General features: G+C 75.3%; 11 protein-coding genes. 5 read left to right on the top strand and 6 right to left on the bottom strand.

Features of this window, described 5'->3' with window-relative positions; genetic code table 11:
- Window positions 1-154: 154 nt before the first annotated feature.
- On the bottom strand, window positions 155-1,543 hold the full coding sequence (locus tag ACZ7LB_RS27685) for a cystathionine beta-synthase (protein WP_471471943.1): 1,389 nt from the start codon (window positions 1,541-1,543) through the stop codon (window positions 155-157).
- A 166-nt stretch (window positions 1,544-1,709) separates the two neighbouring features.
- On the opposite strand from ACZ7LB_RS27685, the gene ACZ7LB_RS27680 reads away from it, so the two are divergent.
- The 3 genes from ACZ7LB_RS27680 (at window position 1,710) to ACZ7LB_RS27670 (ending at window position 5,506) form a co-directional block, all read left to right on the top strand.
- Window positions 1,710-2,747: an SGNH/GDSL hydrolase family protein gene (locus ACZ7LB_RS27680; RefSeq protein ID WP_471471942.1), complete on the top strand. Its 1,038-nt coding sequence runs from the start codon at window positions 1,710-1,712 to the stop codon at window positions 2,745-2,747.
- Window positions 2,748-3,201: 454 nt separating this feature from the next.
- Complete coding sequence (locus tag ACZ7LB_RS27675) at window positions 3,202-4,422, top strand: acetyl-CoA C-acetyltransferase (RefSeq protein WP_471471941.1); 1,221 nt, start codon at window positions 3,202-3,204, stop codon at window positions 4,420-4,422.
- 289 nt (window positions 4,423-4,711) lie between these two features.
- Window positions 4,712-5,506, top strand: coding sequence for a hypothetical protein (locus ACZ7LB_RS27670; RefSeq protein WP_471471940.1), 795 nt, complete (start codon window positions 4,712-4,714; stop codon window positions 5,504-5,506).
- Window positions 5,507-5,616: 110 nt separating this feature from the next.
- Here ACZ7LB_RS27670 and ACZ7LB_RS27665 read toward each other — a convergent pair whose 3' ends face one another.
- Entirely contained in the window at window positions 5,617-5,928 is a 312-nt protein-coding gene (locus ACZ7LB_RS27665) for a hypothetical protein (RefSeq protein ID WP_345943329.1), read from the bottom strand.
- 136 nt (window positions 5,929-6,064) lie between these two features.
- Here ACZ7LB_RS27665 and ACZ7LB_RS27660 point away from each other — a divergent pair, with 136 nt between their 5' ends.
- Window positions 6,065-7,141 (top strand): P1 family peptidase, encoded by a 1,077-nt coding sequence (locus ACZ7LB_RS27660; protein ID WP_471471939.1) that lies wholly within the window; start codon window positions 6,065-6,067, stop codon window positions 7,139-7,141.
- Between the two features lie 213 nt (window positions 7,142-7,354).
- On the opposite strand, the gene ACZ7LB_RS27655 is transcribed toward ACZ7LB_RS27660, so the two are convergent.
- Both ACZ7LB_RS27655 and ACZ7LB_RS27650 read right to left on the bottom strand, forming a co-directional pair.
- Complete coding sequence (locus tag ACZ7LB_RS27655; protein ID WP_471471938.1) at window positions 7,355-8,248, bottom strand: Bax inhibitor-1/YccA family protein; 894 nt, start codon at window positions 8,246-8,248, stop codon at window positions 7,355-7,357.
- Between the two features lie 134 nt (window positions 8,249-8,382).
- Window positions 8,383-9,603 (bottom strand): 4-hydroxybenzoate 3-monooxygenase, encoded by a 1,221-nt coding sequence (locus tag ACZ7LB_RS27650; protein ID WP_471471937.1) that lies wholly within the window; start codon window positions 9,601-9,603, stop codon window positions 8,383-8,385.
- A gap of 702 nt (window positions 9,604-10,305) precedes the next feature.
- Here ACZ7LB_RS27650 and ACZ7LB_RS27645 point away from each other — a divergent pair.
- On the top strand, window positions 10,306-10,953 hold the full coding sequence (locus ACZ7LB_RS27645) for a ScbR family autoregulator-binding transcription factor (RefSeq protein WP_471471936.1): 648 nt from the start codon (window positions 10,306-10,308) through the stop codon (window positions 10,951-10,953).
- Between the two features lie 30 nt (window positions 10,954-10,983).
- Here the strand turns inward: ACZ7LB_RS27645 and ACZ7LB_RS27640 are convergent, their stop codons facing one another.
- Window positions 10,984-11,550 (bottom strand): TetR family transcriptional regulator, encoded by a 567-nt coding sequence (locus tag ACZ7LB_RS27640; protein WP_471471935.1) that lies wholly within the window; start codon window positions 11,548-11,550, stop codon window positions 10,984-10,986.
- 411 nt (window positions 11,551-11,961) lie between these two features.
- A complete protein-coding gene (locus ACZ7LB_RS27635) occupies window positions 11,962-13,305 on the bottom strand; it encodes an ammonium transporter (RefSeq protein WP_471471934.1) in 1,344 nt (447 codons plus the stop codon).
- Window positions 13,306-13,314 lie beyond the last annotated feature (9 nt).

Below are 13,314 nucleotides of genomic sequence, written 5' to 3'. Positions count from 1 at the left end.
TCCGCTTCCGCGGGGGCGGCGGACCGTGCCCGGTGCTCCGGTCCGGCGCGGGGGCGCAGGTCCCGCCCAGGGGCGCAGGTCCCGCGCGAGGGCGCCGCGCGAGGCGGCGGAGCCTCCCCGCGGGGCCGGTCCGCCGCCCCGGGCCGGGGTCACCTCATCCGGTGCCCTTGGCGAGGAACGCCAGCAGGTCCTGGCGGCTCACCACACCGGTCGGCTTGCCCTCGACGAGGACGATGGCCGCGTCGGCCGCGCCGAGCACCGTCATCAGGTCCGCGACCGGCTCACCGGAGCCGACCTGCGGCAGCGGGGCCGACATGTGCTTCTCCAGCGGGTCCTCCAGCGAGGCGCGCCGGGTGAACAGGGCGTCCAGCAGCTCCCGTTCCACCACCGAGCCGACGACCTCGGCGGCCATCACGTCCGGGTGGCCGGCGCCGGGCTTGACGATCGGCATCTGCGAGACGCCGTACTCGCGCAGCACCTCGATCGCCTGGCCGACGGTCTCGTCCGGGTGCATGTGGACGAGGGACGGGATGGAGCCGCCCGCCTTGTCGTCCAGGACGTCCGCGACGCGGGCGCTGGGACCGGTGTCCTCCAGGAAGCCGTAGTCCGCCATCCACTCGTCGTTGAAGATCTTGCTGAGGTAGCCGCGCCCGCTGTCCGGGAGCAGGACCACCACCACGTCGTCCTCGCCGAGCGGCTTCGCCACCTCCAGCGCCGCCACCACGGCCATCCCGCAGGAGCCGCCGACCAGGAGCCCCTCCTCCTTGGCGAGGCGGCGGGTCATCTGGAAGGAGTCCTTGTCGGAGACGGCGACGATCCCGTCGGCGACGCCCCGGTCGTAGGCGGTCGGCCAGAAGTCCTCACCGACGCCCTCGACCAGGTAGGGGCGCCCCGAGCCGCCGGAGTAGACCGAGCCCTCCGGGTCGGCGCCGATCACCCGGACCCGGCCGTCGCTGGCGTCCTTCAGATAGCGGCCGGTGCCGGAGATGGTGCCGCCGGTGCCGACGCCCGCCACGAAGTGGGTGATCCGGCCCTCGGTCTGCTGCCACAGCTCGGGCCCGGTCGAGTGGTAGTGCGAGAGCGGGTTGTTCGGGTTCGAGTACTGGTCCGGCTTCCACGCGCCCGGCGTCTCGCGCACCAGCCGGTCGGAGACGTTGTAGTACGAGTCCGGGTGCTCAGGGTCGACGGCGGTGGGGCAGACGACGACCTCGGCGCCGTACGCCCGCAGCACGTTGATCTTGTCCGTGGACACCTTGTCCGGGCAGACGAAGACGCACTTGTAGCCCTTCTGCTGGGCCACGATGGCCAGCCCCACCCCGGTGTTGCCGCTGGTCGGCTCCACGATGGTGCCGCCCGGCCGCAGCTCGCCGCTCCGCTCGGCGGCCTCGATCATGCGCAGGGCGATGCGGTCCTTGACCGAGCCGCCCGGGTTGAAGTACTCGACCTTGGCCAGGACGGTGGCCCTGATGCCCTGGGTCACGCTGTTGAGCCGTACCAGCGGGGTGTCGCCGACGAGGCTGATCATCGAGTCGTGGAAGTGCACGTGGTCTCCGGGGGCCGCGAAGGATGGGGTCGTCTGGGTCCCGCCACCCTATGGCCTGCCGACCGGCCGATGTCCTGTCCCCTCCGTTCACCCACCGGTGGGATTGGGCAACCGTCCGTACGGGGCAAGCAGTGGGTGTACGGCCTGACGGAGGTGGTGGCGACGTATGACCAGCATGTCGAGGGCCAGGGTGGCCCGGCGCATCGCGGCCGGCGCGGCGTACGGCGGCGGGGGGATCGGGCTCGCCGGTGCCGCGGCGGCCGGGCTGCTGCTGGCCGAGGTGCAGCTCGCCCGCCGGGCGGTGGGCGGCGGCCCGCCCGAGCGGATGCCGAACGCGGAGGGCCTGTACGGCGGCCCCCTGGCCACGGCGGGCGGGACACCGCTGCGGCTGGTGATGCTGGGCGACTCCACGGCCGCGGGGCAGGGCGTGCACCGGGCCGGGCAGACCCCGGGGGCCCTGCTGGCGGCGGGGCTGGCGGCGGTGGCGGAGCGGCCGGTGCGGCTGCGCTCGGTGGCGCTGCCGGGGGCCCGCTCGGACGACCTGGACCGCCAGGTGGCGCTGGTGCTGGCCGACCCGGCCGAGGCCCCCGACATCTGCGTCGTCATGATCGGCGCCAACGACGTCACCCACCGGATGCCGGCCACCCGCTCGGTCCGGTACCTGTCGGCGGCGGTACGGCGGCTGCGCACGGCGGGCGCGGAGGTCGTCGTGGGCACCTGCCCGGACCTGGGCACCATCGAGCCGGTGCGGCAGCCGCTGCGCTGGCTGGCCCGGCGCGCCTCGCGGCAGCTCGCGGCGGCGCAGACCATCGGCGCGGTGGAGCAGGGCGGGCGCACGGTGTCGCTGGGCGACCTGCTGGGGCCCGAGTTCGCGCAGAACCCGCGGGAGCTGTTCGGCCCCGACAACTACCACCCCTCGGCCGAGGGGTACGCGACGGCGGCGATGGCGGTGCTGCCGTCGGTCTGCGCGGCGCTCGGGCTGTGGCCCGCGGAGGAGGAGCGGCCGGACGCCGCCCGCCGCGAGGGGTTCCTGCCGGTGGCGCGGGCCGCGGCGGAGGCCGCGGACGAGGCCGGCACGGAGGTCGCCGCCGCGCTCCCGACGGGCCCGCGGGGGCCCTGGGGCGCCTGGGCCCTGCTCAAGCGGCGCCGCAGGCGCCGGGTCGCCGAGGCGGAGCCGGAGCCCTCGGAGCGGACGACGGGATAGGCGGCGGGGCGGCGCCGGGCCGGAGGCCGGGCGGGCCCGGCGGAGCCGGGGCCCGGACCGGGCCCCGGCCGGCCCGGGCGGCAGCAGCGGCAGGCGCGGGCAGCGGCAGCGGCGGCGGCGGCAGGCGCGGACGGCCCGGCGTGCGGCGGGGTGGCGGGGTGCGGGCGGCCCCTGGCCCGGCCGCTTCCGCCGGTGCCCCCGAGGGCCGGGGCGGGCCGGGGGCAGGGGCGCTCCGCCCCCGTGGCAGCGTCCGTGGCCACGGCGTACGCTGCCGAGCAAGCGCTTGGCCACATGGGGCCCATCTCACATCCCGTCCCCCGTGACCCGGCCGCTACGGAGCGGTAACTTCCCAGGCAGCCCCCTCCGATCCCGCCGCCACCGTCCGCCCGCACCAGCCCGGCCCGTACCCCCGTCCGGACCGTCCCGCCCGCACCGTCCCGCCACTGGAGCCGTGATGCCCGAAGCCGTGATCGTCTCTGCCGCCCGCTCCCCCATCGGCCGCGCGTTCAAGGGCTCCCTGAAGGACCTGCGCGCCGACGACCTGACCGCCACCGTCATCGAGGCGGCGCTCGCGCGGGTCCCCGGACTGGACCCCCGGGACATCGACGACCTGATGCTCGGCTGCGGGCTGCCCGGCGGCGAGCAGGGCAACAACCTCGCCCGGATCGTCGCCGTCCGGATGGGCATGGACCACCTCCCGGGCTGCACCGTCACCCGGTACTGCTCCTCCTCCCTCCAGACCTCCCGCATGGCCCTGCACGCCATCCGGGCCGGCGAGGGCGACGTCTTCGTCTCGGCCGGGGTCGAGATGGTCTCCCGGTTCGCCAAGGGGAACTCCGACAGCCTGCCGGACACCCACAACCCGCTGTTCGCCGAGGCCGAGGCGCGCACCGCCGGGACGGCCGCGCGGGAGGGCGCCACCTGGCACGACCCGCGCGAGGACGGACTGGCCCCCGACCCCTACATCGCGATGGGCCAGACCGCCGAGAACCTGGCCCGGCTGCGGGGCATCAGCCGCCAGGAGATGGACGAGTTCGGCGTCCGCTCCCAGAACCTCGCGGAGGAGGCCGTCGCGAACGGCTTCTGGGAGCGCGAGATCACCCCGGTCACCCTCCCCGACGGCACCGTGGTCGCCAGGGACGACGGACCGCGCCCGGGGGTCACCATGGAGGGCGTCCGGGGGCTCAAGCCGGTCTTCCGCCCCGACGGCCTGGTCACCGCCGGGAACTGCTGCCCGCTCAACGACGGCGCCGCCGCCCTCGTCGTCATGAGCGACACCAAGGCCCGCGAGCTGGGCCTGACGCCGCTCGCCCGGATCGTCTCCACCGGCGTCTCCGCGCTCTCCCCCGAGATCATGGGCCTGGGCCCCGTCGAGGCCAGCCGGCAGGCGCTCTCCCGCGCCGGGCTCACCATCGACGACATCGACCTCGTCGAGATCAACGAGGCGTTCGCCGCACAGGTCATCCCCTCCTACCGCGACCTCGGCGTCCCGCTGGAGAAGCTGAACGTCAACGGCGGCGCCATCGCCGTCGGCCACCCCTTCGGCATGACCGGCGCCCGCATCACCGGCACGCTGATCAACTCCCTCCAGTGGCACGACAAGCAGTTCGGCCTGGAGACCATGTGCGTCGGCGGCGGCCAGGGCATGGCCATGGTCGTCGAGCGGCTGAGCTGACCCGGGACCACCCGCTGAGGAACCGTCAGTGACCCCGACGGCACCCGGTGTGACCCGACGGCCCGGAACCCCGGAATACCCAGGGTTCTGGGCCGTTTTGTGACTCAATCTCCCTCAGGATGTGACCTACCTCTCTCTGCGGGGAATCCTCGCAGGTCAGAGGGGTCGAGCAGGCCCCCGGGGGCCCAAAGTCCTGTCCGTTTCGTGACGTTACGCACTGACAGACGGTTAGTCCACCCTTCAAGCTGAGGTAGGAAGTCGGGGATCGACCTTGAACCGGGAGTTGTCAGTGAGCGCCATGCCCATCGCCCTGCTGCTCACCACGGCCGCCACCGGCGCCGTGGGCGTCGCCGTCCTGCGCACCGTCCTGGTGCTGCGCCGCCAGGTCGCGGCCCTGCACACCGAGCTGACCGAGAGCCGTGCCGCCGCCGCGCGGGGCCTCGTCCCGGCCGCCCGGACGACGGCCGACGCCGACGAGATACGCGCCGCCGTCGCCGAGGCACTCGCCGAGGAGCGCGAGCGGGAACTCGCCGAGGCGCGGGCCTTCTGGGCCGCCCAGGAGTCCCGTGACGCCTCCGACACCCCGCTGCTGCTCGGGCTCTCCGACAGCGAGCTGTTCCTGCCCCGCCAGGCCGACTTCGCCGGTCTGGAGCCGGTGGTGGAGCCGCTGGCCGACCCGGTCGCCGACGCCGAGGAGGGCGCCGCGGAATCCGCCGAACTGGCCGCCGCCCGCCGCCGCCACCCCTCGCACCCCGACTTCGTGCCCAACCCGTCGCCCGCCGTGGCCGACCACGAGCGCACCGTCGCCGCCCTGGAGGAGCTGGCCGCCTCCCGCGTCGCGCTGGCCGATGTGCGGCCGGGCCCGCTGGGCACCCTCGACGTCTACGTCTTCGCCGACGGCACCACCCTGTGCATGACGCCCGGCCACCGCGAGACCGCGGAGCGCCTGGCCGCCGCCCTGGCCGGGGGCGAGACCCCGCGCCTGCTCGGCGGCTCGGGCGTCTCCGGCGCCTACACCCTGACCTTCTCCTGCGGCGAGGAGAACGTGTACATCCTCGCCGACCGGGTCATCGCCTCGCTGTAACCGGCGCGCGCCCCCGCCACCGCGGGCCCGGCGGAATCCGCCGCGCCCCCTCGGCGCCGCCGCCCCGCCCGCCGGTCCGCCCCCGGCGCCGGACTCCCCGGCCGCCGGGCTCACACCCCGGCCCGTCCGCGGGCCTCCTCCACCAGGCCCACCGCCTCCTCCACCTGGCCCGGCTCCGTCAGGACTGCGGCCAGGTCGTTCGCGGCGACCGCGATCTGGTCGGCGGCGGCGAACATCCCCGCGTCCGGCATCACCCGGGGCTCGGTCCCCGGCTCCTCCAGCCGCTGGGCGCGCCGGGCCAGTTCCCTGGCCAGCTCCAGCGCCTCCGCGGCGGCCCCGCGTTGCAGCCGGCTCTGCGGCGCGGCCCGCAGGCGGTCGGCGAAGTCCTCCACGGCACGGGTCAACGGCGTCGTATCAAGCACGGCGCGAGCGTACGCGCCCGCCGGGGAGCGCCGCCAACGGCGCGGCCCCGGAAGGTGTCCGAAGGTGCCGCAAGGCCCCGGGCACACCGGCCGGGCGCTCCCCGCCGCCCCCGGCGGGCGCGTAGCCTCCCGCCGCATGGACCCCCTCACCGCCCCCGCCCCCGAAGGCGCCGCCCGGCCCCGGGCCCGCGAGCTCGGCCTCGTCTCCGGGGACCTCCCCGCCGGCCCCCTGGACGCCATCACCGACGTGCCCGGCGTCCTGGTCGGGCACACCACCGTCCGCCGCCCGCCCGACGTGCACAGCGGGGTGACCGCCGTGGTGCCCGGCGCGGTCGGGCCGCACGCCCCGCTGCCCGCGGGGGTGTTCACCGGCAACGGCCACGGCAAGCTCATCGGCACCACCCAGCTCGCCGAACTGGGCACCCTGGAGACGCCGGTGCTGCTCACCTCGACGCTGTCCGCCTTCCGGGTGGCCGACGCGCTCGTCGGCTGGATGCTCGGGCGGCCCGGCTGCGCCGAGGTGCGCAGCCTCAACCCGGTCGTGGGCGAGTGCAACGACGGCTTCCTCTCCGACATCCGGTCCCGGCCGGTGCGCGGGGAGCACGTGCGGGCCGCGCTGGACGGGGCGCGCGGCGGTCCGGTGGCCGAGGGGAGCGTGGGCGCGGGCACCGGGACCGGCGCGCTGGGGTTCAAGGCGGGCATCGGCACCGCCTCGCGCGTCGCGGCCCCGGGCGGGGCGCGGCACACGGTGGGGGTGCTGACGCAGGCGAACTTCGGCGGCACGCTGCGGGTGCTCGGCCGCCGCCTCACCCCGGGCTCCCTGGGGCTCGCGGACGGGGTGGGCGCGGGGGCGGCGGAGACCGGCTCCTGCGTGATCGTGGTGGCCACCGACGCCCCGCTGGACGCCCGGCAGCTCACCCGGCTGGCCCGGCGCGCCGTGTTCGCCCTGGCCCGCACGGGCGCGGCGTACGGCCACGGCAGCGGCGACTACGCCGTCGCCCTCGGGACGGTGCCGCCGGGCAGGGGCGGCGCCGCCGTGGCCGACGCGGAGCTGGGGCCGCTGTTCGACGGGGTGCTCGACGCGGTCGAGGAGGCGGTGCTCAACTCGCTGCTCGCGGCGTCCACGACCACCGGCTTCGGCGGGCGGACCCTGCCGGGGCTGCCGGTGGACCGGCTGCTGGACGCCCTCGCGGCGCCCGCGCGGGAGCGCTAGGACCCGGCGTCGCGTCCCCCCGTCCGCCCCCGGGCGCCCCGGCGTCGCGTCCCCCGTCCGCCCGGCGGGCCCGCCGGGCGGCGCCGGGCGGGTGCTCCCGGTGCGCGACGGGGCACGTGGCGGCGCGGGGGCCCGGAACGACGGGAAGGGCCCCGGGCGGGTGCCCGGGGCCCTTCCTGTGCTGCGGCGACGGCCGCCGGCGCTCGCGCCGGGTCAGTCGCTGCTGTTGAGGATCGAGATGAGCCGCAGGAACTCCATGTAGATCCAGACCAGGGTCAGCGTGAGGCCGAAAGCGGCGAGCCAGGACTCCTCGCGCGGGGCCCCGTAGGCGATGCCGTCCTCGACCTGCTTGAAGTCCAGGGCGAGGAAGCAGGCGCCGAGCAGGATGCCGACGATGCCGAAGACGATGCCGAGGGTCCCGCTGCGGAAGCCGAGGCCGTCGCCGCCGCCGAAGACGGCGAACAGCATGTTCACCATCATCAGGAGGACGAAGCCGAGCGCCGCCGCCATCACGAAGCCGTAGAAGCGGCGGTTGACGCGGATCCAGCCCGCCTTGTAGGCGATCAGCACACCGACGAAGACCGCCATCGTGCCGATCACGGCCTGCATGGCCGCGCCGCTGGCGATGCGGTTGTCGACGACGCTGGACACCACGCCGAGGAACACGCCCTCGAACGCCGCGTACGACAGGATCAGCGCGGGCGAGGCCTTGCGCTTGAAGGACTGGACGAACGCCAGCACCATGCCGATCAGCGCGGCGCCGATGGCGATGCCGTAGGAACGCCCGATGTTGGCGTCGTCGACCGGCAGCAGGGCCCAGGACAGGGCGGCGGTGACGACCAGCAGGCCGAGGGTGCTGCCGGTGCGGATGACGACGTCGTCCATCGTCATCCGGTCGGCGACGGCGGGCGCCTGCGGCTGCACGCCGTACTGCGGGTCCTGCGTGGCGTACGGGTTCTGCGCGTAGGGGTTGCCGGACGGCTGCGCGTACGGGTTGCCCTGGGTGGCGACTGCGGGGCCCCCGGCCTGCGGCGCGGCGTTGAAGCCCGCGTAGCCGTTGTCGCGGCTGAACCCCCGTCGCGAGAAGACCGGGTTTCTGCTCCTCATTTCACTCCTCCATGGCCACACGGCGCAGCCTTGGGCTCAAGAGTAATAGAACGGCAAAGGATTGACCCTACTGCCTGGGGAGGATCTTTCCCTCGCCCTTTGACGGAACACGCTACGCGGAGCGGTGACACTCCTCACGGGCGGGGTGCGCGCGCCGCCGGGCCCGGCGGGACCGGTCCCGCGTCCAGCGGGAAGCCGGTGTAGCCCTCCGCGAGGTCCGTGGCGGCGGCCCGCGACTGGGAGATCCGGTCCAGCCGCGCCACCTGGAGCCGGTCCTCGAAGGGAGTGGCACCGGGGTCGCGGTGCAGCATCGTCGTCATGTCGTAGGAGAACCGCTCGGCCTGCCAGACGCGGCGCAGACAGGTGGCGGAATAGGCGTCCAGGAGGGCCTCCGAGCCGGTGTCGCGGCGGTGGGTGAGGGCGCGGGCGAGGGTGACGACGTCGCCGACGGCGAGGTTCAGCCCCTTGGCGCCGGTGGGCGGCACGATGTGGGCGGCGTCGCCGGCGAGGAAGAGCCGGCCGTGGCGCATCGGCTCGTGGACGGCCGAGCGCATCGGCGTCACCGACTTCTGGGTGATCGGGCCGCGCCGCAGGGTCCAGCCGTCGTCGGTCTCCAGGCGGCGGTCGAGTTCGTCCCAGATCTCCTCGTCGCTCCACGCCCCGGCGTCGGTCCCGGCCGGGACCTGGAGGTAGAGGCGGGAGACGGACGGCGAGCGCATGGAGAGCAGGGCGAAGCCGCGGTCGTGCCGGGCGTAGACCAGCTCGTCGTGGGAGGGGGCGGCGTCGGCGAGGATGCCGAGCCAGGAGTAGGGGTAGACGCGCTCGAAGCCGCGGCCGAGGGAGTCCGGGACGGCCTTGCGGGCCACGCCCCAGGAGCCGTCGCAGCCGACGACGTGGTCGCACTCCAGGACGTCCTCGGTGCCCTGGTGGCGGAAGCGGACGCGGGGGCGGTCGGTGGTGGCGCCCTCCACCGCGAGGGCCTCCGCCTCGAAGAGGAGCGGGGCGCCGTCCTCGGCGTGCAGGGCGATGAGGTCCTTGCAGACCTCGGTCTGGGCGTAGACCATCACGGACCGGCCGCCGGTGAGCGCGGGGAAGTCGACGCGGTGGCGGCGGCGGTCGAAGCGCAGCTCGACGCCGTCGTGGCGCAGGCCCTCGCGGTCCATCCGCGCGCCCGCTCCGGCGGCGCGCAGGACGTCGACGGTGCCCTGCTCCAGGATTCCGGCGCGCTGGCGCTGCTCGACGTAGGCGCGGTCGCGGCTCTCCAGGACGACCGAGTCGATCCCGGCGTTGTGCAGCAGCCGGGCGAGCAGCAGTCCGGCGGGGCCGGCCCCGATGATCCCGACGGTGGTGCGCATCGGTCGTTCCCTTCGGTCGGTGCGGATGCGGCGAGGGCACGGCGCGCCGGCGGCGCACGGCACTGGGGCTGCGGCGCGGCGGGCATGTGTTCGCCTGGTGAAAATTCCTTCACTTTTCTGGGGCGAGTCTCTGCCGTGCGCCCCCGTCTGTCAACGCCCCCCTCGCCCGCACGGCGCCCGGGCGGGGGGACGGAGGGGGCGCGGGAGGGAGCGGGGGCGCGGGCGGCGGGCGGCGGGGGCGGCCTCCCGCCGGGCCGCGCACGTGCCCGGGCGGCGGCGGGGCGCGACGGCGGCGGCGCGGGTGAACGGGCCCGCCGCCCGCGCCGGTCGGGCGGAAGCGCTCCCGACTCCCCCTCGGGCGGGGGGCGTCGGGCGGGGACACGGACCGGGAGCACCGCGCCCGGGCGGGGCCGGACGAGGTGGAGGACGGCAGGGGCCGCAACGGCCCCGCTCGGACGGGTGGTGGGCCCGAGGGGGAGGCTGCCGGGTCGGGGGGGCGGCGCCGGGCACGGGAGGAGCGGCCACGGGAGGAGCGGCCTGCCGGGGAAGGGCGGGCGGTGGACACGGGGGGCGCGATGCCCGCACCGGAGCCCGCCCCCTCCGGCGCCGCGCGGCACCCGGCGCGCGGGCGCGGGACGGACGGCCCGGTCCGCCGTCCTCTAAGATACAGACAAGTCTGTTCATACAGGGTAGGGGAGCGGGATGACGCAGCAGGAACGCGGCAGGAGGTCGAGACGGAGCATCCTGGAGGCTGCCGCCCAGGTCTTCGACGAACGCGGTTACGACGCCGCGAGCACCAACGAGATCCTCGCCCGCACCGGTCTCACCCGGGGCTCGATGTACCACCACTTCCCGTCGAAGAAGGCCATCGCGATGGCCCTGGTCGACGCGCACGCCGAGGCCCTGGAGGTGCCCGACCAGCCGGTGAAGCTCCAGGCCGTGATCGACCTGACGCTGGAGTTCTCCCGGCGCCTCCAGGTCGACCCGGTGCTGCGCGCCAGCGTGCGCCTGACCATAGAGCAGACGTCGTTCGACGCGCCCCGCCAGACCGCCTACGAGCAGTCCGGCACCGCCATCCTCGGCCTGCTGCGGCAGGCCCAGGACCAGGGCGAGATCCTTCCCGGCGTCGATGTGCGGGAGGCCACCTCGCTGATCATCGGCGCCTTCACCGGGCTCCAGATCGTGTCGCAGGTGTACACCAACCGCGCGGACCTGCCCGAGCGCGTCACCGCGTTCTGGCGCTTCACGCTCCCGGGCCTGGCCACCCCCGGGCTGATCGGCCGGCTGCGCGTCGTCCCGGCGCCCGCCGCCCCGGAGGCCGCGCCGCCCGCTCCCGCCGCCGCCCCCTGACCCGGCCGCCCGCGGGAGCCGGGCCCCGCCTCAGCACCGCCCCTCCCCCACCGGTGCCGTCAGGGGGCGCAGCAGGCCGCTGAGCCGTTGCAGGGTCGTCCGGTCCCACCAGCGGGGGTCGGCGTGGCCGAGCGACTCGATCCCGGCGGCCACGGCGAGCACCAGATCGGCCGTGCCGGGCTCCGGCGGTCCGCCCTCCCAGCGGGCCCGGGTCGCCCTCTCCCGCACCAGGGCGGGGAGTTCGTCGCGCAGCAGCGGCGGGCCCGCGGAGCCGTCCGCCGCCAGCCGCACCCCCGCCCGCACCACCGTCTCGGCGCGCAGCGCCCCGCCGAGGGCGACGAGGAAGCGCTCGGGGGCGTCGGCGGCCGGGCCCGCGAACGCCTCGTCCATCAGCTCGACGAGCCGGCCGCGGGCCTGTCCGTAGACCTCGGCCGTCAGCTCCCCGAGCGAGGAGTAGTGGTGGTAGAGGGCACCCCGGCTCACCCCCGCCCGGCGGCAGACGCTGACCAGCCCCGCGTCGGCCGGGCCCCCGTCCGCGATCAGCTCGGCCGCGGCCCGTACGAGGGACCGACGCGTCCGTTCGGCCCGCATCTGCATCAGATCCGCTCCCGCCCGCTCCCGCCGCAACATGAGGTGCCGCAGGCGTGGGCACCGGCGACACCAGAGAGCATACAACTCTGCCTGTTTTAATGGGCAGAGTGGGATACGGAACACTCACCGCAATCGTTGATGGTTGACCGAAATCAGGCCCCCGTCGGCCTCGACCAGGGATCTTCATCCACGCCCCGGACCATCGAACAGAGAAGCCATATAGACAACCCTGCCTGTTACCGGTAGCCCAAGGCGACGGGATCGCGTGGTGCGGGCCCGGCGGACCGGAATCCGCCCCCGGCCGCACCTTCCCGGCGGCCTCCCCGGCGGCCTCCGCGCCCCGCCTCTCCCCCGCCCGTCCTCGTCCCCGGCGCCCCGGCCCGGCCCGGTGAGCGGACGGTGCGGGCCTCCGGCCCCTCACACGTCCCGGTGGTCCTTGAGGAGGCGCTGGATCTCGGCGAGGACCTCCCGGTCGGCGTGGCCGCCGGACGCCAGGGCGTCCAGCCGGGCCGCGGCGCGGAAGTCGTAGGCCCGTTCCTCGTCCTCGCCCGGCACCGCCGCGTACGCCTCCCGGTCCTGGAACCCCACCGTCAGGTCCACCGCCTTGGCCAGCAGCCAGGTGAGCACGAAGGAGAACGCCGCCACCGCGAGGACGGCCACGACCTGCTTCCAGAGGAGCGTCCCGCCGCCCCCGTAGAACAGCCCCTTCTTGCCGCTCACCTGGGCCGTGGCGAACAGGCCGACCATGATCAGGCCGGTCAGCCCCCCGGCGCCGTGCACCCCGACCACGTCGAGGGTGTCGTCCACGTCGATCCGGTACTTGAGGGTGACGGCGAAGGCGCAGACGAACCCGGCGACCAGCCCGGTCACCAGCGCGCCGGTCGGATCGATCTCGCCGCAGGCGGGGGTGATGGCGACCATGCCGGCCACCGCCGCCGAGCCGACGCCCATCATCGTGACCCTGCGGGTGCGCCAGTACTCCACCAGCGGCCAGGTCACCATCGCCCCGGCCGCGCCGAGCTGGGTGTTGATGAAGGCCGTCGCGGCGGTCCCGGTGTCGCGGACCGCGGAGCCCGCGTTGAAGGCCAGCCAGCCGAACCAGAGCAGCGCCACGCCGATCATGACCAGGGGGATGTTGTTGGGCCGCGGCTCCTGGCGCCGGAAGTCCGCCGGCCCCCGCACGACCAGCGCGGCGGCCAGCCCGGCGATGCCCGAGTTCAGCTCCACCGGCAGGCCCCCGGCGAAGTCCAGCGCGCCCAGCCGGGCGGTGATCCAGCCGTGCTCCGTGTCGAAGACCCAGTGGGCGAGGGGCACGTACACGACCAGCAGCCAGAGCGCGGAGAAGACCAGCCACCCCCGCATGGTCGCCCGGCCCGCGATGGAGCCGCTGATCAGCGCGACCGTGACGATGGCGAAGCCCATCTGGAAGGTGGCGTACACATAGGTGGGGATGGAGCCCGTCAGGGTGGTCGGGCCGATGCCGCGCAGGAAGGCGTGGTCCAGGGTGCCGATCAGCCCGAGGCCCCCGGCGTCCGGGCCGAAGGCGAGCGAGTACCCGACGACGTACCAGAGGATGCTGACGAAGCAGAGCGAGGCGAAGCTCATCTTGAGCATCACCAGGATGTGCTTGGTGCGCACCATGCCGCCGTAGAAGAAGGCCAGGGCGGGGGTCATCAGCAGCACCATGGCCGCCGCGGCCAGCATCCAGGCGGTGTCGCCGGAGTCGTAGGCGGGCGGCATGGGGGCGGGTGCGGTGATCACGGCGGTGCC

It is taken from the genome of Streptomyces sp. NPDC107521, from assembly GCF_055598485.1.
Note: the sequence above shows the minus strand (reverse complement) of the source record. Positions and strands in the feature narration are given on the sequence as shown.